24 protein-coding genes and 1 pseudogene are annotated in these 25,379 nt (G+C 56.4%); 6 read left to right on the top strand and 19 right to left on the bottom strand.

Going from position 1 to position 25,379, the window contains the following annotated elements; translation table 11 throughout:
- Positions 1-40 precede the first annotated feature (40 nt).
- Positions 41-832, bottom strand: a complete 792-nt coding sequence (locus QZ862_RS17255; RefSeq protein ID WP_296101141.1) for a tRNA1(Val) (adenine(37)-N6)-methyltransferase — start codon at positions 830-832, stop codon at positions 41-43.
- Between the two features lie 6 nt (positions 833-838).
- The gene (locus QZ862_RS17260; protein ID WP_112358867.1) at positions 839-1,066 is read right to left on the bottom strand and encodes a DUF2007 domain-containing protein; all 228 of its coding nucleotides are present in this window, start codon (positions 1,064-1,066) and stop codon (positions 839-841) included.
- Positions 1,067-1,177: 111 nt separating this feature from the next.
- On the opposite strand from QZ862_RS17260, the gene QZ862_RS17265 reads away from it, so the two are divergent.
- From QZ862_RS17265 to moaB, 4 genes are all read left to right on the top strand, one after another.
- Entirely contained in the window at positions 1,178-2,194 is a 1,017-nt protein-coding gene (locus QZ862_RS17265; RefSeq protein WP_296016754.1) for a polyprenyl synthetase family protein, read from the top strand.
- Between the two features lie 241 nt (positions 2,195-2,435).
- Positions 2,436-4,274, top strand: coding sequence for a tetratricopeptide repeat protein (locus QZ862_RS17270; protein ID WP_296041406.1), 1,839 nt, complete (start codon positions 2,436-2,438; stop codon positions 4,272-4,274).
- Between the two features lie 7 nt (positions 4,275-4,281).
- On the top strand, positions 4,282-5,190 hold the full coding sequence (locus QZ862_RS17275; protein ID WP_296101143.1) for a 4-(cytidine 5'-diphospho)-2-C-methyl-D-erythritol kinase: 909 nt from the start codon (positions 4,282-4,284) through the stop codon (positions 5,188-5,190).
- Positions 5,187-5,741 (top strand): molybdenum cofactor biosynthesis protein B, encoded by a 555-nt coding sequence (moaB, locus tag QZ862_RS17280; RefSeq protein WP_296016761.1) that lies wholly within the window; start codon positions 5,187-5,189, stop codon positions 5,739-5,741. Before QZ862_RS17275 ends, moaB begins: the two co-directional genes overlap by 4 nt.
- A 120-nt stretch (positions 5,742-5,861) precedes the next feature.
- Here the strand turns inward: moaB and QZ862_RS17285 are convergent, their stop codons facing one another.
- Entirely contained in the window at positions 5,862-6,380 is a 519-nt protein-coding gene (locus tag QZ862_RS17285; protein ID WP_296101144.1) for a glycosyltransferase family A protein, read from the bottom strand.
- Positions 6,381-6,721: 341 nt separating this feature from the next.
- Between QZ862_RS17285 and QZ862_RS17290 the strand changes: the two genes are divergently transcribed.
- Together QZ862_RS17290 and QZ862_RS17295 are read left to right on the top strand one after the other, a co-directional pair.
- Positions 6,722-7,879, top strand: coding sequence for a PA0069 family radical SAM protein (locus QZ862_RS17290; protein ID WP_296101145.1), 1,158 nt, complete (start codon positions 6,722-6,724; stop codon positions 7,877-7,879).
- A gap of 300 nt (positions 7,880-8,179) precedes the next feature.
- Positions 8,180-8,854 (top strand): ribonuclease HII, encoded by a 675-nt coding sequence (locus tag QZ862_RS17295; protein ID WP_296041421.1) that lies wholly within the window; start codon positions 8,180-8,182, stop codon positions 8,852-8,854.
- Between the two features lie 46 nt (positions 8,855-8,900).
- On the opposite strand, the gene QZ862_RS17300 is transcribed toward QZ862_RS17295, so the two are convergent.
- The 16 genes and pseudogenes from QZ862_RS17300 to QZ862_RS17375 form a co-directional block, all read right to left on the bottom strand.
- On the bottom strand, positions 8,901-10,730 hold the full coding sequence (locus tag QZ862_RS17300; protein ID WP_296101146.1) for a methyl-accepting chemotaxis protein: 1,830 nt from the start codon (positions 10,728-10,730) through the stop codon (positions 8,901-8,903).
- 401 nt (positions 10,731-11,131) lie between these two features.
- Positions 11,132-11,617 carry a F0F1 ATP synthase subunit B gene (locus tag QZ862_RS17305; RefSeq protein WP_296016773.1) on the bottom strand — a complete coding sequence of 162 codons (486 nt, stop codon included), beginning with the start codon at positions 11,615-11,617 and terminating at the stop codon, positions 11,132-11,134.
- Position 11,618: 1 nt separating this feature from the next.
- A complete protein-coding gene (locus tag QZ862_RS17310) occupies positions 11,619-12,257 on the bottom strand; it encodes a F0F1 ATP synthase subunit B (RefSeq protein WP_296101147.1) in 639 nt (212 codons plus the stop codon).
- A gap of 79 nt (positions 12,258-12,336) precedes the next feature.
- Complete coding sequence (locus tag QZ862_RS17315; RefSeq protein ID WP_027673924.1) at positions 12,337-12,564, bottom strand: F0F1 ATP synthase subunit C; 228 nt, start codon at positions 12,562-12,564, stop codon at positions 12,337-12,339.
- 70 nt (positions 12,565-12,634) lie between these two features.
- On the bottom strand, positions 12,635-13,384 hold the full coding sequence (locus QZ862_RS17320; protein ID WP_296016793.1) for a F0F1 ATP synthase subunit A: 750 nt from the start codon (positions 13,382-13,384) through the stop codon (positions 12,635-12,637).
- Positions 13,385-13,454: 70 nt separating this feature from the next.
- On the bottom strand, positions 13,455-13,820 hold the full coding sequence (locus QZ862_RS17325) for an AtpZ/AtpI family protein (RefSeq protein ID WP_296041431.1): 366 nt from the start codon (positions 13,818-13,820) through the stop codon (positions 13,455-13,457).
- A gap of 301 nt (positions 13,821-14,121) precedes the next feature.
- Entirely contained in the window at positions 14,122-15,297 is a 1,176-nt protein-coding gene (locus QZ862_RS17330; protein ID WP_296016798.1) for a cell wall hydrolase, read from the bottom strand.
- Positions 15,298-15,465: 168 nt separating this feature from the next.
- A complete protein-coding gene (locus QZ862_RS17335; RefSeq protein ID WP_296101148.1) occupies positions 15,466-15,903 on the bottom strand; it encodes a TadE/TadG family type IV pilus assembly protein in 438 nt (145 codons plus the stop codon).
- Positions 15,900-16,496, bottom strand: a complete 597-nt coding sequence (locus tag QZ862_RS17340) for a TadE/TadG family type IV pilus assembly protein (RefSeq protein WP_296101173.1) — start codon at positions 16,494-16,496, stop codon at positions 15,900-15,902. The genes QZ862_RS17335 and QZ862_RS17340 overlap by 4 nt, the downstream gene beginning before the upstream one ends.
- Positions 16,493-17,317, bottom strand: coding sequence for a hypothetical protein (locus QZ862_RS17345; protein WP_296101149.1), 825 nt, complete (start codon positions 17,315-17,317; stop codon positions 16,493-16,495). The genes QZ862_RS17340 and QZ862_RS17345 overlap by 4 nt, the downstream gene beginning before the upstream one ends.
- 440 nt (positions 17,318-17,757) lie before the next feature.
- Positions 17,758-19,593, bottom strand: a pseudogene (locus QZ862_RS17350) (potassium transporter Kup); the annotation flags it as partial.
- Between the two features lie 96 nt (positions 19,594-19,689).
- Positions 19,690-20,667, bottom strand: coding sequence for a magnesium/cobalt transporter CorA (gene corA, locus QZ862_RS17355; RefSeq protein WP_296016804.1), 978 nt, complete (start codon positions 20,665-20,667; stop codon positions 19,690-19,692).
- A gap of 327 nt (positions 20,668-20,994) precedes the next feature.
- Positions 20,995-22,125, bottom strand: a complete 1,131-nt coding sequence (locus QZ862_RS17360; protein ID WP_296101151.1) for an Mrp/NBP35 family ATP-binding protein — start codon at positions 22,123-22,125, stop codon at positions 20,995-20,997.
- 183 nt (positions 22,126-22,308) lie between these two features.
- Positions 22,309-23,526: a CmpA/NrtA family ABC transporter substrate-binding protein gene (locus QZ862_RS17365; RefSeq protein ID WP_296101152.1), complete on the bottom strand. Its 1,218-nt coding sequence runs from the start codon at positions 23,524-23,526 to the stop codon at positions 22,309-22,311.
- A gap of 76 nt (positions 23,527-23,602) precedes the next feature.
- The gene (locus QZ862_RS17370; RefSeq protein WP_296101153.1) at positions 23,603-24,343 is read right to left on the bottom strand and encodes a LuxR C-terminal-related transcriptional regulator; all 741 of its coding nucleotides are present in this window, start codon (positions 24,341-24,343) and stop codon (positions 23,603-23,605) included.
- 140 nt (positions 24,344-24,483) lie between these two features.
- Positions 24,484-25,281: an IclR family transcriptional regulator gene (locus QZ862_RS17375; protein ID WP_296101154.1), complete on the bottom strand. Its 798-nt coding sequence runs from the start codon at positions 25,279-25,281 to the stop codon at positions 24,484-24,486.
- Positions 25,282-25,379: the final 98 nt, after the last annotated feature.

A 25,379-nucleotide genomic window follows, 5' to 3' on the forward strand; every position in this document is an offset into this window, starting at 1 on the left:
CACGGAAATTCGTTTGCTGTGTGCAGAGCGGACGATACACCTAGGCTCGAGAATGGAGGCTTTTGTCATTGCGCCGATAGGCGGCACGGCCATTGTTCAGTTCGTCAACGAAGGGGGAGAATGCGTGGCTTTCCTGTTCATGCATGATGAGCGGGGCGCGAAATGTCAGACGCGCGCGTGAACCCTTGATGGCGGTGACGAGCATCCGCACGGCGTCTTCACCAGGCCTTGGGTGAATGAGGGTGATTTCCAGACCACCGAAACGACGCCCGCATGCGGCGATGATATCGGCCACCGATTGCGGTCGGGCGATAAGGGATAATTGCCCGCCCGGAACCACGATGGCGCCTGCCGTTCTGATCCAGTGCTCGAAAAGATCATCCGTCATGGCATGCGCCCGCGCCTTCAGCTCATCCGGCGTCTTGCGATCGCCCGAATCATTATAGGGCGGGTTCATGATGACATGATCGAAGTGATCGTCGATGAGACCCGCCTCGGCACGGGCTTTAGCGCGCAGCGTCACATCTGCCTGACGAACGGTCAGCCGGCTCGCGAGATGCGCATTTTCCGGCAGAGCAATGCTACGGGTGGCGAAATCGACCATCTCGGGCACATATTCGAAAAGCGTGACCTCCGCTTTTTCCAGACGGGCAGCGACGGCAAATCCCGCAGCGCCTGCGCCAGCACCGAGATCCGCCACACGGCACCGCATGTCATCGGCCACGAGCGAGGCAAGCAACATGGCATCCATGCCAGCCCGGTGCCCCCTGCCCTTCGGCTGAACCAGGTGAAACCGGCCCCGGTGAAAAGCGTCGACGGTCTGCGACGTCATCGTTGATCAGGCCTCGTCCCGCAATTCGTCGGCAAGCCCCGCATCGATCAGGATCCGACGCGCCTGCTCGGATCTGTCATCCTCCACGAGGAACCGGCGGGGCAGAAGGCCGAGCGATCCCTCCAGAATGCTCATGCCCTGATCGGCAATCAGACAATGGATGCCGGCATCCTTCATCAGGCTTTCCGCAAAAGAAAGCAGGACGGCATCATTCGTTCGGATCAATTCACGCATCAATGAGTTTCCACATCCCGTATTTTTGAAGGTTCTGAGGCAATTCCACACTTGCCGCCACCATCGTCGCTTTCTATTGTCGAAACCGAAATCGAATAGGAGTCCGGTCCGTTGGGCGTCGTCATACCGCTTGAAGAAAGCAAAAACAAACTCGCATCCGTCAAGCCGCTTGTCGACCTGACGCGTCCAGATATGGAACGCGTCAATCAGCTTATCCTGTCCAAAGCCGGGTCGGATGTGCAGATGATCCCGGAAGTGGCAAACCACCTGATCTCGTCCGGCGGCAAGCGTCTGCGCCCGATGCTCACGCTCGCATCGGCATCCATGTTCGGTTACGACGGCGACCATCATATCAAGCTTGCCACCAGCGTCGAATTCATGCACACGGCCACCCTCCTCCACGACGACGTGGTGGATGAGAGCGATTTACGTCGCGGCAAATCCACGGCGCGTACCATTTGGGGCAACCAGGCGAGCGTTCTCGTCGGCGACTTCCTGCTAGGTCAGGCCTTCCGCATGATGGTGGATGTCGGATCGCTGGACGCGCTGGACGTTCTCTCGACAGCCGCTTCCGTCATTGCCGAAGGCGAGGTGCTGCAGCTTTCTGTCGCCAAGAACATGGAAACGACGGAAGACGACTATCTCCAGGTTATCCGTGCCAAGACGGCCGCTCTCTTTGCGGCGGCAGCGGAAGTGGGACCTATCGTTGCCAAGACCGACAAGGCCACCCGCGGCGCACTGAAGTCCTACGGAATGAATCTCGGTCTGGCTTTCCAGCTTGTGGACGATGTTCTGGATTATGGCGGCCATTCCGCCGATCTCGGCAAAAACACGGGCGACGATTTCCGCGAGGGCAAGATCACCCTGCCGGTCATCCTGTCCTATCGCCGTGGCACGGCCGATGAGCGGGCGTTCTGGAAGCGAGCGATTGAAAACGGCGAAAGCACGGATGAGAATCTCGACGTAGCACTTGGCCTGATCAAGAAATATAACGGGCTGACGGACACGATCTCTCGCGCCAATCACTACGGCACAATTGCACGCGACGCCTTGGCGCCGCTGCCGAAAAGCCCATGGAAGGACGCGCTCATGGAAGTCATCGACTTCTGCATCCAGCGCGTCAACTGACGGACATCGTCACCGCGAAACCATGTTAAAGAGCTCAGATGAGCGGCGGAATTTCTTGCAGGGCTGCTTCAAAAAAGCCATTCTATCATGCGGTAGTTTGGCGGCTTCCTGACTCGATTTCGATCTCGAAAGCCATGACCTATCTGAAGCGATGCAGTGTGCGTGGGCATTTCTAAGCCTTGAGGCTGTAGAGCTTAAAGCTGATTTTTCGGTACGTAAGCACAAGAGCAAAGGTTCCTTCATGCGGCGCAAACCAGCATTTCGTCTTCTCTGCAGCGCGGCTTTCATCGCCGCCCTCACAATGGGCGCAGGCACTGTTGCGCTGGCAGAGACGAAGCCCGCCGATAGCAAGACCGAAGAGGCCGTCAAGTTCGATCCGGCGAAGGTCAACACCTTCTCGGGTGCGTTTCTGGCCGCCCGCACCGCCGATGTCGATCAGGATTACAAGACAGCGATTACGCTTTACGAGAAGGCTCTCGATTTCGACACGGCCAACACTGAAATCCGTCAACGTCTGATGATTGCGCAGCTGCTGAGCGGTGACTTCGAGGCCGGTGCGAAAATCGCCGACAGCTTGAAGGATGACAGCTCCGTAGAGCGCGTGACGACGATCGTGCGTGCGCTCGCTGCCATCAAGCACAAGGAATTTTCCTCCGCGGAGAAGATTCTGAAATATAGCGGACCGAACGATCTGGACCGGATGGTCAACACGCTTCTAGCCGCCTGGGCTCGCGCTGGCTCTGGAAAAAGCAAGGAAGCGCTTGCCATGGTCAATGGCATGAAGGGTCCCGGTTGGTTCTCTATCTTCCAGAAGTACAATGCAGGGTCCATCGCGCTTGTTACAGGCAATACGGAGGCGGCACGCAAAAGCCTCAGCGAAGCGGTGGCCGACCGTGAAGGCGGCGCCACGGCGACGGACACCTATATGCGCGCCGTCATGGCGCTGGCCCGGCTGGAAGCGAAAGCTGGCAACAAGCAGAAGGCGCTGGATACGATTGCTGTCGGCGACGGGTTTGCACCGAATTACGCGCCCTTGAAGGCACTCAGGCAGAGCATCGAAAAAGGCGAAAAGCCGGATCAGCAGGTTCAGACCCCTGTAGAAGGTGCTGCCTCGGTAATGTTCTCGATTGCCGGCGCGCTGAATCGAGACGGTGCGGAAGAGATTGTCACACTTTATCTTCAGGCTTCGCGCGCACTGGACCCGAAAAGCGCCGACACGCTCATTCTGCTTGGCGGCCTGGCCGAGGCACAGAAGATGCCGGAGCGTGCAATCGAGTTCTACCGCGAAGTGCCCGCCGATTCGCCCATGCACCGGATTTCGGAGCTTCAGCTTGGCTTGACGCTGTCGCAGACCGGCAAGATGGACGAGGCGCGTCAGCATCTGAAGGCGCTGCTCGAATCCGATCCTGACGATATTCGCTCCTACCTTGCCTACGGCGCCGTCCTTTCGGATGCAAAAGACTACGCCGCGATGGCAGCCAACTACGACAAGGCGGTGGAGGTCATCGGAGCTGTTCCGAAAAAGACCGACTGGACCATCTTCTTCCAGCGTGGCATTGCCTATGAGCGCCTGAAACAGTGGGACAAGGCCGAGCCGAATTTCAAGCGTGCATTGGAACTGAACCCTGACCAGCCACAGGTTTTGAACTATCTTGGCTATTCCTGGGTCGACAAGAATATGAACCTCGACCAAGGCATTGAGATGATCCGCCGCGCAGTGGAGCTTCGGCCAAATGACGGCTACATCGTCGATTCGCTCGGCTGGGCGCATTACCGCCTTGGCGCCTTCGACGAGGCAGTGACCGAACTCGAGCGCGCTGTCGAGCTTCGCGCTGGCGACCCAACGATCAACGATCACCTCGGAGATGCCTATTGGCGCGTCGGGCGCAAGCTTGAAGCCGTCTATCAGTGGAACCGCGCGCTGATTGGAGACAGCGACGACGTGGACAAGGCAAAGGTGAAGGAAAAGATCGCCAACGGCCTGCCGCCGCTGGAGAAGGACGCGCAAAATACCGCAAAGAAAGATCAGGCTTTGCCGCCTCCCGCACCACCGGCGCCTGCCCCGGACAAGAAATCCTGACGTCCGAATGGCTTCGGCTGACGGACATGGAGCGGTCGAAACCATCGAGGCCGCTCCGGCAAAAATCAATCTCGCCCTGCACGTGACGGGTCAGCGGGAAGACGGTTATCATCTTCTAGAAACGCTGGTGACATTTACGCTGGCGGGCGATGTGCTCCACTTCCGCGAAGCGGAAGAAGACGGGTTTTCCATATCCGGCCGGTTTGCCCCGGAACTGATGGCGAGCGGTTCCAGTGAAAATCTGGTACTGAAGGCCCGCGATCTTTTCCGCAACTTCGCGGTAAAGAATGGGTCAGCCACGCGACCAGTCGCGATCCATCTTGAAAAGAATCTGCCGATTGCGTCCGGCATTGGTGGCGGTTCGGCGGATGCTGCCGCGGCTCTTAGGGGACTGAGGCGGCACTGGAAGTTGGAAATTGGCGATCTCACCCTGCAAGAGATGGCCTTGGCACTTGGAGCCGACGTGCCCATGTGTCTGACCAGCACACCACTGATTGCACGCGGCATTGGTGAGAAAATCGAGCAGCTGTCCCGGTTTCCAAACTTGTCAATGGTGCTCGCAAACCCGCTAAAGGGCGTTTCGACACCGCACATATTTCGCCTTCTGACGGAAAAGAACAATCCATCACTCCCTCCAATAGTCGATGAAAACGAGGCCGGTGGACTGCAAATGCTTGGCAGGCTTAGAAACGATCTCCAGCCATCCGCTATCAGCCTCCTGCCTGAGATCGATACTATCTTGTCCATGCTGAGCTCAGAGGGGGCAGAGCTTGCCCGCATGTCGGGCTCCGGTGCCACCTGCTTCGGGATTTTTCCCACCATCCAGAAGGCAAAAGCTGCGGCTGCGGCACTTCGACAAACGCAGCCTGGGTGGTATGTTCAGGAGACAATGACGATTGCGGGAAGGACATTATGAGCCAGAACAAGGTGCCTAACGAGAGACAGTTCATCCCTGTGGGCATTGCCGTCCTTACCGTCTCGGACACGCGCACGATTGCTGACGACAAATCCGGCGATACGCTTGTCGCGCGCATCGAGGAGGCCGGGCACCGGCTTGTGGATCGCGCTATCGTCCCGGACGACAGTCAAGCCATACGCGGCAAGGTACAGGCTTGGACGCTGTCGGACGAGATCGACGTCATCATCACGACGGGCGGCACGGGGTTCACGGGGCGTGACGTGACACCGGAAGCGCTGGAGCCGCTATTCGACAAGCGAATGGACGGCTTCTCCGAAGTCTTTCACCGTATCTCATACGACAAGATCGGCACGTCGACCATCCAATCACGGGCAACAGCGGGGCTTTCCAATACCACTTTCATCTTCGTTCTGCCGGGCTCGCCCGGTGCTTGCAAGGATGCCTGGGACGGGATCTTGAAGGCGCAGCTGGATTACCGCCACATGCCGTGCAATTTCGTGGAAATCATGCCGCGCCTAGATGAGCATCTACGCCGTTCGAAGGGCTGAAAGCGAACGCTTAGCGATGCGGGGCGATCTTTCAAATTTGCTTACACGCCTCAATTGCTTGTTTCACCGCTTATCGTCATCGCATGACCCCCGCGTAATTCTGCGCCTACCTTGGTCGAGCTAACGCGTCCTGCGGAGCGCCCAAGCTGGTACGAGTTCTGCCCTCAATTGTCGGTTTTTTTGCGATACAGGGAACTGTGCAAGCGGGAGTCCGGATTTTGCCAGACGAGCGGCGTCTCGTTTGCTTAGCAAAAGACCGAACTCGAGCGGCGGGCGACGGCGCAACAACCGCTCGATCAGGGGTCGCTTATGGTATCGGGAGGGTGAAAACCGGGCCGGGCCTTCGTTCAACGCCACGTATTCGAGGATATCCTCTATCCAGCCGCTTTGCGGACGACTACCTGGTTCGATGACCAATATCCACTCGCCACGGATCGACTGAACGACAGCGTCCATCTCCCAGCTCTGGTGAAAACGGCAACCAGCCGCCTCCGCTACACGGGCCGAGCCGTCCTGCGAGGCATGATCGAGAATAATGACATCACTGACCAACCCCTCGACAGCACCCGTGACCAGCGCAGACAGTGTGTGCGCAAGCTCAGGCTCCTGGTTTCGGCATTCCATGATGACTGTCAGCATAATCTTGTCGCTTGCGATCCCTTACCACCCCTAAAGCTCCTATAGCATCGTCGCTGCAAACCCAAATCGAATCTATTGAAACACTGTTGTGGGAGCACACCCTCTTTGCCTTGAGCCTTTACATCGCTTTCGAAAATCGTTTCGGGTTCTGCCGCCTGTTCAGCGGACAACGGCTAAGTAGGAGCATCAATCGATGCATCCAACGCACGCGCATCATTCTTCTCACCCCATGCGCAGAGATCCGAGACGGCCTCAACTCGAATTTGTTCTTGTATTGTTCTCGTACGTGCGATATGACTGCTCTATCCAATTCGCTGGCTGAGGCCGGTCAGGAGCATCAGATGAGACACCATGTTCTTTCGGGGCAGGCTGCCTATCAGCCTGGCCATACGCCCGATATTGCCAATGCGCTGGCAGATGACTCCGGCCTCAGGATCGAGATTGATCGCCGTCGCGGCAGAGGCGCAGGCATCAATCCCGGTGGTCGATTTGAGGCCCTGCAACACGAAGCTTTCAATGATGGATGGGATATCATCGAGGAACTGCCGGAGTTCAAAACAGACGTGCAGGTGGAAAAACCGCGCACCATCATCAGCCGCAACGATTCCCCCGATATTCCATTCGACCGCTCGATCAACCCCTATCGCGGCTGCGAGCATGGATGCATCTATTGCTTCGCTCGGCCGACGCACAGCTATATGGGCCTTTCAGCTGGGCTGGACTTCGAAGCAAAGCTCTTTGCAAAACCCGACGCGGCCAAGCTTCTGGAACGGGAGTTGTCCAAACCTGGCTACAAGGCGCGAGTGATCGCGATCGGTACCAATACCGATCCTTATCAGCCGATCGAGAAGGAATGGCGAATCATGCGCCAGATTCTGGAAGTTCTGGCGAAGGCAGAGCATCCGGTTGCCATCGTCACGAAATCAGCTCTGATCACGCGCGACATCGATATCCTCGCACCCATGGCGAAGAAGGGGCTGATCAAGGTCGGTATTTCCATCACGACGCTCGACCGCAAGTTGGCCCGCAGTATGGAACCCAGGGCATCGACGCCATCTAAGCGTCTGGAGGCGATCAAGGCGTTGACGGAAGCCGGCATTCCGGTGGCCGTGATGATGGCACCCGTCATTCCTGCGTTGAACGATCATGAAATCGAACGCGTTCTGGAGGCTGGTAAAGCCGCAGGTGCGACGGAAGCGTCTTATGTGTTGTTACGGCTTCCTCTGGAGGTCAGCCCGCTATTTCGAGACTGGTTGCTGCGCAACTATCCTGATCGCTATCGCCACGTCATGTCGTTGGTGCGCTCCATGCGCGATGGCAAGGATTACGATGCTGAGTTCGGCAAGCGCATGAAGGGTGCCGGGCCCTATGCCTGGCAGATCGGTCGCCGCTTCGAGATGGCCACCAAAAGGCTTGGTCTCATTCGCAGGGGCATCCAATTGCGCGACGATCTGTTTGCCCCGCCAGGCGGCGCCGGCGTGCAGCTGTCCCTGCTTTGATGGAGGAAAACCCTCGACCACATCAATGTTCGAGCATGCCATGGGCTCGCGGCGTATCTCCATAAGATCACCGAAGTGTCCGCCATGAAACCGCTCTTCGAAGAAATGTTCGGTGCGCGTCCCTGACGTACCGGCATTGCCCCCGGTTCCGCCGCCTCGCGTGCGATTTCTCGTTTTCCGCCACTTGAGAAAACGATCCTGCCTTCATGAGGCAAGGATGACAACCACGCCCCACGGGTTGTCTTGATCGCCGCACCGGGGGCTTGCGGGAGATCGGATGTTTGTGCAAGTTTCCGCCGCATGAAGCGACGCACAGCATCCGATTCTCCTGCCCTGTTCGAGTTTGTTCCGCCAAGCCCGGATTTCAGCATGGAGCTTGAAGCGCGCCAGCGCGGCCTGTGGCCCGTGGCAGGAACGGATGAGGCTGGCCGCGGACCTCTGGCCGGTCCGGTCGTAGCCGCTGCAGTTATTCTTGATCCCGACAACATTCCCGACGGTCTCAATGACTCCAAGAAGCTGACAAAGGCCAAGCGGGAAGCACTGTTCACGAAGATCCTGGAGACATCCGTGGTCTCCGTGGCGTCATCTGGCCCGGTACTGATCGATCGGATCAACATCCTCAGAGCAAGTCTTGACGCCATGCGTCGCGCCGTCCTTGGACTCGAGCTTGCGCCGCGTCTGGTTCTTGCCGATGGGCGCGACCAGCCGCCCGGCGTGTCCTGCGAGGCAAAGGCTGTGATCAAGGGAGATGCCCGATCCCTTTCAATCGCTGCCGCTTCGATCGTTGCCAAAGTTACCAGAGACCGGATGATGGAGCGGGCGGGCACAGTGCATGCCGCCTACGGTTTTGAGCTTCATGCAGGCTATGGGACGCCTGTGCATCTTCGCGCCATAGAGGTCCATGGTGCTTGCCCACTGCATCGAATGAGCTTTAGACCGCTTCGGCAAGATCTTGCCGAAGCGGATGTCGCTTGATGTGTCCTGAACTCCCCTGCGTCTCAGAGGGGAGCCGTTTTCCGCGTCAGCCGGCCATACGCATGTAATCGTCGCGGCCCGCGCCCTGCTGGGCTTGATCGGCCAGCTTGAACTGCTCCAGCAGCATACGCAGCCTGTCGCTCTCTGCTGCCAGGGCAGAAGTTGCGGTTGTGGTTTCCTCCACCAATGCTGCATTCTGCTGTGTCGTCTGGTCCATCTGATTGACGGCCGTATTGACCTCCGAAAGACCTGTCGCCTGCTCCTGAGACGAAGTCGCGATCGCGCCCATATGAGCATTGACGGCTTCGACGTGATGGCTGATCGTCTTGAGCGCTTCGCCAGTCTGCTGCACCAGCTTTACGCCGTTTTCAACTTCATCCGACGACTTGCCGATCAGCTCCTTGATTTCCTTGGCAGCCTGAGCAGAGCGCTGCGCGAGTTCGCGCACCTCTTGAGCGACAACCGCGAAGCCTTTGCCGGCTTCGCCAGCGCGTGCTGCTTCGACACCCGCGTTCAGCGCCAGTAGATTGGTTTGGAAGGCGATCTCGTCGATCACAACGATGATGTTGGAGATCTGGCCCGAAGACTGTTCGATGCGCTGCATGGCGTCGACTGCAGCTGCCACGACATTGCCGGAGATTTTTGCTGCCCGGTTGGCTTCGCTCGCGGCACCCGTCGCCTCCTGTGCTCGCTTTGTCGAGTTGGCAACATTGACGGTGATCTCATCCAGCGCCGCCGCTGTCTGTTCAAGGGTCGCTGCTTGCTGCTCAGTCCGTCGGGAGAGATCTGCGGAGCCTTCGGCGATTTCCCGTGTTCCGCTGTTCATCGCGTCGATCGCGTGCGAGATCTCAATGAGCGTATTGCCAAGCTGCTGAATGGATTGATTGAAGTCGGTTCGCAGAGGTTCAAAATCAGGCGCAAAGGTCTCATTAAGGCGGAAAGCCAAGTCGCCGGAAGCAAGCCGGCGAAGTCCCGTGGCCAGACCAGATGTCGCCACGCGCAGCCGCTCTTCGGCCTCAGCCTCAGCCTTGATCTGCGCCTCAAGCCGCTCCGTTTCGGCACGCTTGCGATTGACTTCCGCTTCTGTTTCAAGCCGCTTGTTCTCAATGGCACTTCGACGGAAGACCTCCACCGCGTCAGCCATAGAGCCGATTTCATCCTTGCGGCTACGGCCAGGAATATCAATTTCGGTATCGCCTGAAGAAAGCTTGCGCATCACTCCCGTCATCCGTAGCAGCGGCCTTGCGATGTAACGATTGCCAAAGACCGCCGCGCCAGCGCCGATCGTGAGCGCAACGGCCAGCGCAATATAGTTGAGCGTAATGGCCGTGCCAGCCGCCGCAACGGTGTGATCGCCCTCACCGCGAACGTCCATTTCGATATCGTCGACCGCTTCCTGAAGGCTCATTTTAGCCTGGTTGTACGCGTTCAACGCACCGCCAGCAAACAACCACCTTGCCTCATCCATCTTGTTGGTGTCGACAAGAGCCTGCACTTGGTCCCACTCGCTTTTGGCGACGGCCCATCGTGCATTGAAGCTCTGAAAGTTCTGTTTATCCGCATCATCGACGAGATGCTCCCCGTACTCCTTAAGCCGGGCGGCCAGAACACTCTCGGCTTTGGAGAGTTCTGCCTGAAAATCGGCTCGGGCATCGGGATCGGCGATAACGATGGCGCCCTGTGCGTTTCGAATGCTTCCAATGTCGGCATTGATTGCGCCAATCACAATGAAGGCGGAGACGCGTTCCCGGACGATGACATTGATGCCCTGCTCGATCTGCGACATGGATATAATCGAGGAGATGCCCTGTATCCCTGCCACAAGAATCATGATGCCTGACAGAGCAGCCAAAACCTTGCCGATCGATAACTTCATAACATCCCCTCATATAATATCGGATGTAATAGCGGACCCGTCTTCCTAATGGCCGAGACGTCACCACATATCACGTCAAGTGAAGTGGACAGAACTTATCCGTCCAACTTGCCCGCAATGCATAGTGTTAAGATCATCTAATAGTATTTACATTTAATTAAGCTCATAATTTCGAATAATTTAGTACACACCCTTTCTATCCAACGCTCGTAACTGTCCATATACTTTAGGCACAACTATATAAAGCTAAATTGGCTTAGCTTCGCTATCGAAGGACATTTCAGCAAGATAGCTGGGAGTAAAGCCGGAAGATCGCAACACCTTAAAAAGCAAAACAAAAAACCCTCCCGGCCATGGCCGGAAGGGTTTTGACGTTTAGATGAACGACGTTTTCGTCCGACCTAGTTCAGCCGCGACTTGACCTCACCGACAGCAGACTTGAACAGCTTGCCTTTGGCGGCAGCGGTGGTCTTTTCTGCGATCAGCTTTTCCGATGCTGCAATGGCGATATCGACAGCGGCGGAGCGCACAGCGCCAATCGCGTCTGCTTCAGCCTGCTTGATCTTCTGCTCAGATAGAGCTGTGCGGCGAGCGACGAACTCTTCCGTCTTTGCCTTGGCTTCTGCGGTCAGTGCCGCAGCTTCGCGTTCAGCGGCTGCAACGATGTTGGCCGCGTCCGCTTCGGCTTCCTTGCGCTTGCGCTGGTATTCGGCCAGCAGGTGCTGAGCCTCTTCGCGCAGGCGCTTGGCTTCTGCCAATTCCTCAGTGATGTTCTTGGCGCGCTCGTCAAGCGAACCTGCCAACATGCCCGGAACCTTGAGGTATGCGATCAGGACGAAGAAGAGAATAAGACCTACGAGTGCGTAGAATGTTGCATCAAACGCCATCTCAAGCCCCCTTCACGTCGGATACCGCGGCAACGGCTGCCTTGGCATCGGTTTCCTTGACCTTGGCGCCAATCAGTTGATCGACAACCGCGGTCGCTGTTTCTTCTGCGATCGTACCGACATCGGCCAGAGCCTGCTGCTTGATGGACGCGATACGCGCTTCGGCAGCGGAGAGCTTTTCAGCCAGTTCCGCTTCGACTGTCGCGCGGTCCGCATCAGCCTTAGCTTTTGCGGCATCACGAGCGGCGGAAGCGATCGATCCAGCCTTCGCACGCGCTGCGGCAAGTTCTCTTTCGTAGGTTTCGATCGCGGCGTCAGCCTCAGACTTCAGCCGGGAGGCTTCATCAAGGTCCTGCGCGATGCGGCCATGACGATCCTCAAGGATGCCACCGACACGTGGCACGATGACCTTCTTCATGAGCACGTAGAAAAGACCGAACGAAATCGCCAGCCAGAGCAGCTGGGACGCGTAGGTCGACGAATCGAATGGCGGAAATACGCCGGATCCGTGACCGGCGTCATGCGCCACTCCGGTTTCCGTATGCGTTGCTTCCGGGGCCGTCTGGCCGACAGCGGGTGTTTCCGTCGTCGTTCCGGTTGACGGCACTGCTGACTGGGCAAGAGCCTCGGTCACGAACATGCTCACCTCCAGGGGTACTGCAAATGCGAAGGATCACGGCACGCCGTTCGCGAGCCGTGATCCAAACCTGATGCTGCTATCAGACAGCGAACAGGAGAAGGAGAGCAACGAGCAGCGAGAAGATGCCCAGAGCTTCCGTAACGGCGAAGCCGAATACCAGACGGCCGAACTGGCTGTCAGCGGCAGACGGGTTGCGCAGTGCGCCGGAGAGGAAATCGCCGAAGATACGGCCGAGAGCGAGGGACGTACCAGCCATGCCGAGGCATGCGAGACCTGCGCCGATGTACTTTGCTGCTTCCGCTTCCATATTAAGCTCCTTGAAATGGTTGTTGCGGCTGTTTTTTGACACCCGGTTTCGGGGCCAGCGACTTTACTTCTCAGTGACCACCATGCACGGCGTCATTCAGGTACATGCACGTCAGTACCGCGAAGACATATGCCTGCAGGAAGGCTACGAGAAATTCGAGAGCGGTCATGGCGACCGTCATGAGGAGAGGCAGGATCGCGCCGCCAACACCCAGAGCGCCAAGCGCGCTCATGGAGGCGACAAAGCCTGCGAAGACCTTTAGCGTGATGTGACCGGCCAGCATGTTCGCAAAAAGACGAACCGAAAGGCTGATTGGACGCGACAGGAAGGAAATGATTTCAATGGATGAAACCAGCGGCAGAAGCACAGCTGGAACACCCGATGGCGCGAAGATGCCGAGGAAATGCAGACCATGCTTGTAAAAGCCGTAGACGACGACGGTACCGATGACGAGGCACGACAGTGCGAAGGTGACGATGATCTGGCTCGTGACCGTGAAGAAATACGGGAACATTCCGAGAAGGTTAGCCGTCAGAACGAACATGAACAGCGAGAACACGAAGGGGAAGAAAACCATCCCTTTCTTACCCGCACCTTCACGCAACATGGACGCGATAAATTCGTAGGACATTTCCGCAACGGACTGCATGCGACCCGGGATCAAACCACGGTTCGACGTTGCGAAGTAGAGGAAGCCGGACGCCGCTGCGACGGTAGCAACCATGAAAAGCGACGCATTTGTGAACGAAAAATCGACGCCACCGATGTTGATCGGGATAATCGGCTGCACCAAGAACTGATGAGTCGGATCGTTTGCCACCGGCTGCCCTCTTTACCTGTTGCCGCACAAAGGCGGCACCTCGTATCTATATTTAATGGAAAGAACGGCCTCAGCCGTTTTTCTCCCCACCCTGATCTTTCCCCAGCCCGTCCTCAAGCAGCGGCGGCTTGGCCACTACCCCTGCGGACCGCAGAACATTCAATACACCCGCGCAAAAACCGAGAAGGAGAAGAATGATCATCCCCCACGGCGATGTGCCGGCAAAATGGTCCAGAAGATAACCTAGCATCGCGCCGACGATTACTGCGGAGATGAACTCGGAAGAAAGCTTGATCGCCAGTGCAAAGCCTTTTCGGCTCTCCTGTGCGTTCTGCTCCGTCCGCCTCTCCGCTGCGTCCTCCGCATGCACCTTTGCCAGTCCCTCGGCAAGACGCTTGCGCCGCTCATCCAGACTATCGTTACGGTTGCCGGTCATTTCAAATCCCGCCCTTTTCGCTCCGTTCCAGCTGCGCCAGAACCCTTTGGAGTTGTAAACGGCAGGGCTTTCAGCCTGTTCCAGCCCGCTCTGAAGTCGCGCGCAACATAGTTTTAGGGACTTCTCTAGTCAAGGCACCGTCGGCGCTTGTTTCAGCACAAATTAATGAATTAAAATCAATAGCTTACCTGACAAACACGGAATCTTCGCGCTGTTTGATGCCAGAATCGGCATTTTTGACGCGAGTTTTGCAGGAAAATCCACGTGATCGTGAGAGCGCTTCCTCGTTAATGGATAGGCTCTAGCTCCAACCGCCACCATAGGTACGGTAGAAGACGTGCAACCCGATTCTGCCGACCTTCTTCATGGACCTCCCCCAGGCCGGACGCACGTATACGGCATGGTAATGGGTTGCGGAGCCCACTTCCTTCAGCCAGATCTTGCCGGCGGTGGTTGCCATGGCGACTTCACGCGCCATCTTCCAATGGCGTTCGGAGTTAACGCGGTCCTTGATGTTGTCACAGGCAAAGGAGAACTGGCAGCGATTGCGCCAGTCCTTGTTCTGATAGACCACACCACAGATCGTCTTCGGATAGGCGGGATTGCGCACGCGGTTGAGAATGACCTGGGCAACGGCGGCCTGCCCTTTTACGGACTCGCCGCGCGCCTCGAAATAGATGCCGGAAGCCAAGCATTGCTGTTCTGCGGCTGAAAAGGCTTCGGCGGGAAGCGGGGTCGCGGCCCAGGCATGGTCATCGGAAGAGACCGGTGGAATGAAACGGCCCGTGTCCGGCTTTCTCAAGATCGCGTCAAAGGGAGATTCGCGGGCGAAATCGGGTTCTGCGGGCGCATAGGCGGTTGCCAGAATATCCGGGGTGCGATTGGTCACGAGATCCGCGAGCATGGGCGACATCGACTTGTCCGCTTTTTTCTCATCGCGACGGAAATAGAAAGACGCAAGCTCGATGTCTTTGCTCTTCTTCGGCTTAACGAAGGCGGTTCGGTCCTTACGCTTCAGCGGCTCTACATCAATCATGCTGGTGCGCTGCAAAACCGAGCCTGCAGTAAAAGCTTTGGGGGGCTGCATGACTTCGGTCGCCATCACCCTGCCCTTCTTCGCAGCACGGTTGACGCGTTCGCTATCAGGTGTCGTTTCGCGTCCGCTCTTATTGGTGACGAAAGCAACCTTGCGACCGTCCGGAAGCGTCATCCCCGCCCCGGCGATCGCGGCGGTATCGCTTGCATCATTGAAGGCCAGTGAAGCGTTGTGGACGGAACCTGCGGGAGAGTTCGTCAGCACCATGCGCCACTGCTCGCCGCCAGCATCCAGACCAGCAAGAAGAGATGCGAGATCGGCGCGTGCCGCGAGAGAGGGAAAGGCAAGCCAGGCCACGAGGCCAAAAACAACAGGCGAGGTCCACTTCTCATAGGCAATGAGGGGCCCGCGACGCGATACTTTTCTTGAACGCAAAACCATGACTCCGGACACACGCAAACAACTTGCTACACAACCGGATAATCTCTCATTAACCTTGATGCTTGGTTAACGGACACGCGGAAAGGTTTCTTGCATTCAGGCGATCAAACCTGCCCGGATATTGAAGGATCATTGTATATGGGATCGATGGGGAGGAGGCTTCGAATCTCAGTTATCGGCGTGACATGCTTCCGCTTTAAGCCTGCTTCCACCTGCAAGTGATGTCAGTAGTTCTGGTATGACGGTTTCGAACCGGTATTCGATAGTTGCTTTGGAAAACCCTTCGAGACCGCTGCAACTGACATTGCGAGCCAGAGTGATGTCCGCCGAATCGAGGTCGATGATCCAGACGGCCGCCTGGGCGTGCGCGAAAGACATCGAGCGCTTTTGATCATAAACGCCGCCATCTTCGCATTCCAACTGGGGAATAGCCATGCACCGTGCTGTCGCGATCGCCGTCTCGTAGAGGGCATGGCTCGTCCAGACCAGTCGTGACAACTCGATGATGCCCAACAACAGAAGAAGAAATACAGGCGCAACCAGAGCGAATTCCACGGCGCTTGCACCATGACGTTCGACGAAAAATCTGCGAATGGCCTTGCTCACTGTGCCTGCACCATTGCACTGGCTGCGATAGTGCTACCGTTCAAAGCACCCAGCATCGAGGAGAAAGGCGCGTAATCCCGCTTTACGATGATGGCGACATACTTTCCGGCGCGTCCGCCATTCGGGCAGGCCGCGTTACAGCTATACTGAGCACCCCATTCTAAAGACGACGGCGTGCCTTTGGGACAATAGCAGGCATCAGCTCTGGCCGGCTGACCGTCGAGCGTCACCTTCGCTCCATCATTGACCGCCTGCGGGCCGTTATTGATATCGACAAGGACGTCAACGTCGTCCGATGAGTTGTTGGCGACGATAGAGACGAGATTTTTGGCCAGCGCGCCACCATTGGCACTATCGACCTGATCGACATGGGCGACCGCATAGCTCGCACTTGCCGACACCGCTCCTTCGAGTTTGAAGCGCGAAAATATCAGCATTCCGATATCCGCACTTCCGACAACGATGACAGCAAAAAGCGGTATAACCAGCGCAAATTCGATTGCCGCATTGCCGCTTTTATCTTTCAAAGCAGCGCGTGCGCGACCGAGTGTCGCGAACCATCGGCCGATCCTTGTTTTCGAAAACGCGATCATTGCAGCCACGCCACCTTTCCGGCCTTGCTCAGTTGTGTGCATGGGGAAATAGCCTGGAAACCGCCTGAAAGGGAAATGCTCGTTCCAATCAGTTGGAGGCAGCCACTGCTGGCATCGCCGATCTGTCCCCCGCCTCCGAACTCAACCGTGCCGTTCGGAAAATAAAATGCCCCGGAGATTTTTGCCTGGCCGCCGGACGTGATCACCGCACCTCCCTTCTTAGTGGAAGACTGCGGGCCTATAATCGCCAAATCGGCATAAGCGCCGGCCTTGGGCGCATTTAGCGTGATTGCATTGCCCCCCGTCAGACAAAAAGACTTCTTGTTACAATCCGAGCCTGATGGTGTGTCGACGCCTGAGACAATGATCGTGACGTCTTTGCCGGACACCGCGACATTGTCGCTGCACGATGCGCCACCGGTATTGACGGAAAAATAGCCGTCGATCGTGTAGGTGCCGGAACCAAGCTTGGCACCGCCAGCCAGATTGACGTTTCCGGATATGTCGTGCTCGGCACTTGCGGGAAGCGTAATGCAGCTGCCACCCCCGCCGCCATTTAAATCCCCGTTCAATCTGAAAATACCTTTGCCGGTGTTGGCATCCGCCATCACCGCGACAGCGCCGCCGCCCAGCGCAACGGCATTGCGGCCGCTCGATTTTCCAATCGTGTAACTATTGGAGGTGCCGAGGCCAAGTTTGAGTGATGCCCCACCACCGACATAGAAACCCGCGTCCAGCACAAATTTACTTGGGCCGCCTATCGTTATTTTTCCGGAGGAGCAGAGGCTATAGCGCGCGTCGTCGCATTTTTCGTCTCCCATACCGAAATAGAAGGCGCCTGCTCCGAACGTGAGATCAGCACCTCAATGTAGAAAATCTTTCGTATTCAAAAAGAGGTTCAGTAAAGGCAGCGTTATGGCGGCTTCGGCCTCATGCCATCTGGGAATAAACTCAGATCGCTGAGTTAAAGAAAATTATTTTTCACTCTCATAATCGTTGAATATTGACGAATATAAGTGCGGATTGAAACAACAAGAAATGGCATCGTAGTCGAGTCGACACGTGCAGATATTTGCGCGGAAAGATACGTATTATTTATTAACAGCAGGACAGCTAAACACGAAACAAACTTAATACGACAAATATGCCTCGAACTCGCCCTTGAAAATACAACTTATAATAAAATCCAATTCATGCGACAATCCAGAATATAGGTTAGGATCTAAAGCGTACGAGCGAATCTGAAAGATCGCGACACGCTTTAGATCACCACATGCGATCCCAGTTCGACGACCCGGTTTGCGGGAAGGCGGAAGTAATCCGATGGATCAGCAGCGTTTTCTGCGAGAGCGATGAAAAGCCTGTTCTGCCAGCCCGGCATGCCAGACTTCGGATCGGGCACAAGTTTGCGACGACCGAGATAAAACGAGGTCGACATGATGTCGAACTTGTAGCCCGTACGACGCAGATAGCCGAGTGCCTGGGTGACGTTCTGGGTTTCCATGAAGCCGAAATGCAATTCCACCACGACGAAGCGTTCGCTGACCTTGGTCATGGTGTAACGTTTGTCCGGATGAACGCGCGGCGTATCTTCGGTTCGGATCGTCAGGATCACGTTCTTGTCGTGCAGAACGTGATTGTGCTTGAGGTTGTGGAGCAATGCGGCGGGCGCAGTTTCGGGATCGCCGGTCAGGAAGATCGCCGTGCCGGGAATGCGCACGGGCGCATGGGCGCTTTCCTTCTCTACAGAGGCGACGAAGGCTTTCAAAGGCACGTCGGTTCTACGGGTCTTCGCGAAGAGGATTTTCGATCCGCGCTGCCACGTGATCATGATGACGGTAAAGGCAATCGCCAGCAGCACTGGCACATAGCCACCATCATGGATCTTCAAGAGGTTGGCGCCGAGGAAGATCAGTTCCAGCGTGATGAAAGGCAAAACGACCAGCAGTGTCAGCGGCAGCGACCATTTCCAATGGCTGCGCGCGAACTGGAAAAACAGCAGACTGGTTACCACCATCGCGCCGGTCACGGAGATACCATAGGCGGTAGCCAGCGCATCGGAGCTTTTGAAGGTCAGAACCAACGCCACGACGCCGAAGAGCAACACGGTGTTGACCGATGGCAGATAGATCTGTCCCGTGTTGGTTTCCGATGTGAAGAGGATTTCCATGCGCGGCAGGTAGCCGAGGTTGATCGCCTGACGCACCATCGAAAACGCCCCGGTGATGACGGCTTGACTGGCGATGATAGTCGCGGCCGTTGCCAGGATCACTGCTGGTAACAACGCCCATTGCGGGAACATGAGGTAGAAGGGATTTGACATGGTGGACTGGTCTTTCAGGACCAGCGCGCCTTGACCGAGATAGTTGAGGGTGAGAGCCGGAAAAACCAGCACAAACCAGGCCCACTGGATGGGCTTTCGACCGAAATGGCCAAGATCCGCATAGAGCGCTTCGGCCCCTGTAATCGTCAGAAAGACAGCACCGAGCACCACGAGGCCATAGAAGCCCTCGTTCATTAGAAACTCGACCGCATGGATCGGATTGAAGGAATAGAGGATCCTATAATCGTCGGAGATATGTAGAAGACCGACGAGGCCCATCACGATGAACCAGACGGCGGTAATTGGGCCGAAGAACCTAGCGACAATCTCCGTGCCGTGCGACTGGATGGCGAAGAGGCCGACGAGAATACCGAGCGATATGGGAATGATGAACTCATCCATTGCCGGCGTGACGAGTTTCAGCCCTTCCACGGCAGAGAGAACGGAAAGCGCCGGTGTGATCATGGCGTCGCCCAGGAAAAGCGCAGCACCAATCAGACCAAGCATGATGAGGAAATTGCGCCGTGCGCCGGCCGTTTTCATCAGCAGCGCCAGAAGCGAGAGCGTGCCGCCCTCGCCGTCATTGTCCGCCCTCAGGAGAAAGCTGATATATTTGATGGTGACGATGATAGTCAGAGACCAGATCATCAGCGAAATCAAGCCAATAATCTCGGCTTCCGTCAGCCCGTCCTGTGAGATCGGCTTCAAGGCTTCGCGGAAGGCGTAAAGAGGGCTGGTGCCGATATCGCCGTAAACGACGCCGATGGAGCCGAGCATGGCAGCGAACAAGCCCTTAGCTTGGTGCTCCTCCACGTCCGGCTTGTCCAGCATTTCCTTCTCAAACGGATTTGGCATGTGCATTCTAGCTCTTCAGAGCCAGCCCTTCCAACGGAAAACAATGAACGGGATGATCGCCGATATCAGCATGACGAATATTGCCAGCGGGTAACCGTAGCTCCACTGCAACTCCGGCATATGCGCGAAGTTCATTCCGTAAATGGAGGCCACCAGCGTTGGCGGCAGAAACACCACGGACGCGATGGAAAAAATCTTGATGATCGCATTTTGCTCGACATTGATGATGCCGAGCGATGCATCCAGCAAAAAGGTAAGATTGCCGGAGATGTAGGAAACGTGTTCAGAAAGAGAATGGATGTCCCGCGAAATGGAGGCGCCCATTTCTCTTGCGTCCTTGTCCTGGTGAACAACGGAAGTCGCCTGGAGGAATGACTGCATGCGTGCGAGCGAAGTCAGACTGTCGCGGACTTTAGAAGCGAGCCGATGGAAAGAGGCTATTTCAGCGATCTTGTCTTCGAGGTAGCGCGGCGCCTTGCGCTTGCTGCGCGCCTCGCCGCCGAATATTCCCTTCGCTACGTGATCGATGCCAATCACGCTATTCTCGATGATCTCTGCCGTACGATCAACGATGGTCTCAAGCAACTTCAACAGCAGAACGGCCCCGCTCGCTATCTCATGCGGCGTGCGGGTGATGGCCGCGATGAAGAGGTTGAACGACTTAGGCTCGGCGTATCGGATCGTCACCAGTCTGTTGCCCGCCAGGATGAACGCCACATCGGTCAGCTGCGGATCGGAAGAATCAGCTTTCCAGACGAGTGACGCCGTCATGAAGACATTATCGTCTTCCTTATAGAGCCGGCTGGAGGGCTCGATATCTTTCAGATCCTCACGGGTGGGAAGCTCTGTGCCAAGCAGAGTCTCGACACGTTTTTCCTCGTCACGATGGGGATTGATAAGATCGATCCAGATGATGTCGTCCGCGATATGCGTAAGCTCTCTGTCCGAGGACAGGCTGATCGCCTCGCAATTCGAGCGATAGGCTTTTATCAATCAGTTTCTCCGGTCCGCGGTGCCGAATATCGTCGGCTGGTCGATCTAGCACATCATGCGTGGCGTTCGCAAACGCACGAATACGGCTGCGGTTCAGACGGCGCAGGGCTATGCTCCCAACGAGGTAAAGAATCAAGCGGTATTTTCGTTGGCCCATCCTGGCTCAAGGCCAACAAACCACCTCATACTTCAGAAAATGTCATCCAAAACAAACTATTGGTCCGATTTTTACTCGGACCCAATACTGGTGCCCTGCTTCTTATGAGCAGTTGATATGCGATCAATGCATCGATGCCGGAGCAGTTTCGGCATATTTTTCAACGCTTTCTATTCAAATACGATCTTTGGCGCGGTTCGTCCGGACCCTCTTGAGATCTCTGTCCACACCTTTTGTGCGATATCCTGATAGGCAAGCGCTTGTGGACCTTGCGGCTCGTTGACGGTGATGGGCGTGCCGGCGTCCGACATTTCCCGGATCGCGATGGTCAAAGGCACCGCGCCAAGGAACGGAACGCCAATGCGGCCAGCCTCGGCCTCGGCACCACCATGGCCAAAAATATCGTAGCGCTTTCCAGTATCGGGCGCGACGAAATAGCTCATGTTTTCAACGATCCCGAGAAGCGGCACCTCGACCTTGCGAAACATGGTGATGCCCTTACGTGCATCGATCAGGGCGAGATCCTGCGGGGTGGAAACGATGACCGCTCCTGCCAGCGGCACCTGCTGGGCGATCGTCAGTTGCACGTCGCCAGTTCCCGGCGGCATATCGAGAACCAATATGTCCAAATCGCCCCACATGACTTCGCGCAGCATTTGCATCAACGCCGACTGCACCATCGGACCGCGCCAGATCATTGCAGCTTCTTCGTCCACCAGAAATCCCATGGACATGACCTTCAGGCCGTAATTCTCCATGGGCATGATCGTGCGTCCTTCGCCCTGCTTAGGGCGACCCGAAATGCCGAGCAATCGCGGAATGGACGGACCATATATATCTGCATCCAACACGCCCACGCGCAAGCCGTGCGCCTGTAACCCGAGAGCGAGATTGACGGCAGTGGTGGATTTACCCACCCCGCCCTTACCGGAAGCGACAGCGATGATCGCGCCGATACCAGGCACACCGGCCTTTCCCTGTTGTTGCGGCGCAGGTCGCTGTGGTGCAGGCGGTGCTTTCGCTGCGGCTGCTGTGGCTGAACTACCGGGCCTGCTATTGGCCGTGAGGGCGACGACGGCGACCTTGATGCCAGGAACAGTCAGCGTTGCTTTTTCCGCAGCCAGACGCAGTGGTTCAAGTTCATTCGCCTTTGCGGCAGGCACCGTAATGGAAAAATAGGCCTTGGCATCGGCCAGAAAGATCTCCGATACCATGCCCAGTGCGACGATGCTTTTATCGCTGCCTGGAAAGATCACCTGCTCGAGTGCCTGTTCGATCTGTCTCTTATCTAGCTGTGCCATGCCACTCCACCCAATCCGCTTCAGCAAGGGTTAGATAGAGCAGCCCACGCCATTCGCCAATGTCACAACCCTTGCATTCGTCAAAGAAACACGAAGGTGCCCAGATTTCTGCGCAGGTGATAAAGATGCATCGCGTCGGTCGGAATGGAGCGTTGTGTGTGCGTCCAAGGACCTTAAGACGCGCTAAATGGTTTCAAGCGTATCCGGATCGAAAACGCGACCGTCGAAAAACGCATCGGGTCCAAGAAAAAGCGGCGCGCGATAGGCCCCGACCGGCGAGCGGCTACTCAGTGCTCCCTCCACCTTCATATTGGCCGCAGGCACGGGCGCGAATATCGGTTTCAACGCTTTGCGAAAAATGTCCGGGCGAAAGACTTCGGCGGCAGCCTGGCGCATGACCTGATCGGCGATATAATGCGCTGGGCATTCGTCCCGACGGACCATCTGGTTGAAAAACCAAAGAGCTTGGCTCTGCCATGGAAAGTTTGCCGCATTGGCGCTGAATGCCAGAAAGTCTGGACACTCGAGCAATCGTGCCGGGGAGTTGGGAATGAAGCCGGACAGGGAGGGGAGGATCCGTTCGCTCTCGCAGGAGAGATAGAGATCAGCCGCCAGAAGTTCGGCCAGCTCCTCGATATTCGCTTGCGCCGAGCACCATTCTCCCGCGCGGTAGAGCGCACGCAGTAGCGAATGAAGCGTCTGCTCGTTTTCCTCTGCCCACGCCTTCGAAACGGCAAGCGCCTTCTCCGATCCATTCTGCCAAATGTGAGATTTTGTCGTGACGATACGCCCCACTCCCTCCGTTACAACAGCGCTTCCATAGGGTTCGCCAACGTAAAAACCGTCAATGTCGCCTTTTGAGAGAAGATGCGGCATTTTTCTGGATGCGGCTTGCCTGATGGCAACATCGTCATGTCCTGCCAGGCGAGCGCTGGCTATCAGGTAGACCAGTTCATAGCTGGAACTTGAGTGTGGATGTTCCGTCGCGAACGTTAGACGCGGAAGACCCGCGTTTTGACGCGCAATCACAATGCGCGATAGTGCCCGCGAGACCGAACCAGGCTCTGGGATCTTCATGCCCTGCTCTACCAGATCATCATATAGCAGATTGCTGACGACCAGCGTGGAGCCCCCGGTCGCCAGAATGAATGGTACGATAAGATCGGTTCGCGGCTCAGGCGATGGCAGGAGGGCGAGTGATACGGGTAGAGAAGCGGAAAGATGGGCGCCATCGATGCGCTCTTGCGACCATGCGTGGAGAATATCGCCCGGGGCGCTCATTCTGATGAGTTCGAGTCCGACACCTTCGTCGGCGGCAAAGCCTTTTTCTAGTGCTGCGACGAGAATGGCGCAGTCTACGGTAGGAGAAAACGCTGCTCTGAAGCGCCGTGTTCCTGCCAAATCAGTCTCCCTCTTTGTCGAGGTGTGAAGGATCACTCACCCTGTGGCGGATAACAACAGGAAAAAGAGCATATCCCTATTTTATCAAGCCTGCACGCAGCGCCTTTGCGACGGCCTGCGTGCGGTTGACGGTATTGAGCTTCTTCGTTGCGCGATTAAGGTGGTGGTTGACCGTGTGCTCGGAAAGCGAAAGAATGTCGGCGATCTCCGCACTCGTCTTGCCCGCAGCAGTCCAGTTGAGGCAATCGATCTCGCGATCCGTCAAGGTTTCACTGACCCGCGAATCCAGACTGCGCACATAGGCGAGATGTCCGTAAAGATGGGCGGCCACGTAGAAAATTTCCGCCACTTCCGAGGGCGAGAATGACGACCTGCTGCCTGAAATGGACACGCCACCCCGCATCCCCCTCATATCCTGCACCGGACACCATATGGCATTCGTCATTTCGAAACGTCTAAACAAATCCACCAATTTCGCGCCAAGCGCAGGGCGATGCCCCTTAGAGGTGAACTCCAGATCCACGAAAAAGGGCGCGCTCGCCTTCTCTAAGGCTTTGAAAATATTACTTTTACGCAGAAGACTATTGTCGTCGTATTCCTGAAAAAGATCCGCGGGCCAACTGCTCATCACAGTGCATTGCGACAGGCTGACCAATATCGGCGTCGGTACATCCACGACCAGGAACGCCTTCATGCCCCAGCTTTCAGTAATCCTCTTCATAAACCGGAAAATGTCGAACTGGCTTTCGAGACGTAGTAATTCTTGGACGCAGTCCGCGCCCATTGGAGAAGTTTTTTCTACTCCGGCATCGAGCATTCGTACAAATCTTTATAGTCGAACTTAGTGAATGGCCTCATAGTTAGCAAAATATAAGTTTCACGCAAGCAAAAGTTGGCCCAAAAACGTCTCTCGCTGGCCTGGTTGCAACCATTTTCAAAAATAAGCAAAATTTTACCTCACGTGGACGGTGACAGCCGTATGGAGGTCTCATCGGAAATACTACGCGCGATGGCTTGCACCATCGGCGCCCATCCTTCGAGACGCTCTCTCGTCAGCCTATAGGCCGGACCGGTCACCGATATTGCCGCATAGAGGCCCTGCCTGCCCGTGTTGACAGGCACGGCGATGCATTGAATGCCTTGCTCGTGCTCCTCAAGATCGAACCCGTATCCGCGCTTGCGTATCGCGGCGATCTCCGCGAGCAGAGCGTCCGCGCTGGTCAGCGTATTGGACGTAAAGGCATTAAACGAAAAGGATCGAACCAGGCGCAACAACGCGTCCTGAGGGATTAGGGACAGCGCCGCCTTGCCGACGCCAGTGCAATATAGGGGTGAAGTACGGCCGATCTGGGAATACATGCGAACGGCGTGCTTCCCATCGATCTTGTCGAGATAGATGATTTCGCAACCGCGGACGACGCCAAGATGGACGGATTCGCCTGTCTGCTCATGAAGATCGCGCAAATGCGGTGCGGCGACGGTGCGCAGGTCGCTGGCGCTCCAGGCTTTGGCAGCAAACTTCAGCAACCTGATCCCGGCGCTGTAGGACTGATCCAAGTTCTGTTCGAGAAGTCCCTCTTCGACCAAATGCGTTAGTTGCCTGTGCAGCGTTCCACGCGGCTGACCCGATCTTTTAAGAATATCGGTGAAGCGGAGCGGCTCATCGGCCATTACCACCGTTTCAAGCAAGGCAATGGCCTTACCGAGCGTTCCGGTGGAAATATCCTTTGTTTCAGCATCGGAAGAACGGGACATGAGCGATTTTCTCGACAAGGCAAGAACTGAGCTTGACAGGAATGGGGTAAGACGATGATTATTCCATTAAATAAAACTTAGTTCCAAATAGTAGAACT

The organism is uncultured Agrobacterium sp., assembly GCA_913777615.1.
Classification (GTDB): domain Bacteria; phylum Pseudomonadota; class Alphaproteobacteria; order Rhizobiales; family Rhizobiaceae; genus Agrobacterium.

Coding starts and splice junctions, on each gene's coding strand:
- QZ862_RS17255 (WP_296101141.1), bottom strand. CDS start 832: ATGACGTCGCAGACCGTCGACGCTTTTCACCGGGGCCGGTTTCACCTG.
- QZ862_RS17260 (WP_112358867.1), bottom strand. CDS start 1,066: ATGCGTGAATTGATCCGAACGAATGATGCCGTCCTGCTTTCTTTTGCG.
- QZ862_RS17270 (WP_296041406.1), top strand. CDS start 2,436: ATGCGGCGCAAACCAGCATTTCGTCTTCTCTGCAGCGCGGCTTTCATC.
- QZ862_RS17275 (WP_296101143.1), top strand. CDS start 4,282: ATGGCTTCGGCTGACGGACATGGAGCGGTCGAAACCATCGAGGCCGCT.
- moaB (WP_296016761.1), top strand. CDS start 5,187: ATGAGCCAGAACAAGGTGCCTAACGAGAGACAGTTCATCCCTGTGGGC.
- QZ862_RS17285 (WP_296101144.1), bottom strand. CDS start 6,380: ATGCTGACAGTCATCATGGAATGCCGAAACCAGGAGCCTGAGCTTGCG.
- QZ862_RS17290 (WP_296101145.1), top strand. CDS start 6,722: ATGAGACACCATGTTCTTTCGGGGCAGGCTGCCTATCAGCCTGGCCAT.
- QZ862_RS17295 (WP_296041421.1), top strand. CDS start 8,180: ATGAAGCGACGCACAGCATCCGATTCTCCTGCCCTGTTCGAGTTTGTT.
- QZ862_RS17300 (WP_296101146.1), bottom strand. CDS start 10,730: ATGAAGTTATCGATCGGCAAGGTTTTGGCTGCTCTGTCAGGCATCATG.
- QZ862_RS17305 (WP_296016773.1), bottom strand. CDS start 11,617: ATGGCGTTTGATGCAACATTCTACGCACTCGTAGGTCTTATTCTCTTC.
- QZ862_RS17310 (WP_296101147.1), bottom strand. CDS start 12,257: ATGTTCGTGACCGAGGCTCTTGCCCAGTCAGCAGTGCCGTCAACCGGA.
- QZ862_RS17315 (WP_027673924.1), bottom strand. CDS start 12,564: ATGGAAGCGGAAGCAGCAAAGTACATCGGCGCAGGTCTCGCATGCCTC.
- QZ862_RS17325 (WP_296041431.1), bottom strand. CDS start 13,820: ATGACCGGCAACCGTAACGATAGTCTGGATGAGCGGCGCAAGCGTCTT.
- QZ862_RS17330 (WP_296016798.1), bottom strand. CDS start 15,297: ATGGTTTTGCGTTCAAGAAAAGTATCGCGTCGCGGGCCCCTCATTGCC.
- QZ862_RS17340 (WP_296101173.1), bottom strand. CDS start 16,496: ATGATCGCGTTTTCGAAAACAAGGATCGGCCGATGGTTCGCGACACTC.
- QZ862_RS17345 (WP_296101149.1), bottom strand. CDS start 17,317: ATGGGAGACGAAAAATGCGACGACGCGCGCTATAGCCTCTGCTCCTCC.
- QZ862_RS17360 (WP_296101151.1), bottom strand. CDS start 22,125: ATGGCACAGCTAGATAAGAGACAGATCGAACAGGCACTCGAGCAGGTG.
- QZ862_RS17370 (WP_296101153.1), bottom strand. CDS start 24,343: ATGCTCGATGCCGGAGTAGAAAAAACTTCTCCAATGGGCGCGGACTGC.
- QZ862_RS17375 (WP_296101154.1), bottom strand. CDS start 25,281: ATGTCCCGTTCTTCCGATGCTGAAACAAAGGATATTTCCACCGGAACG.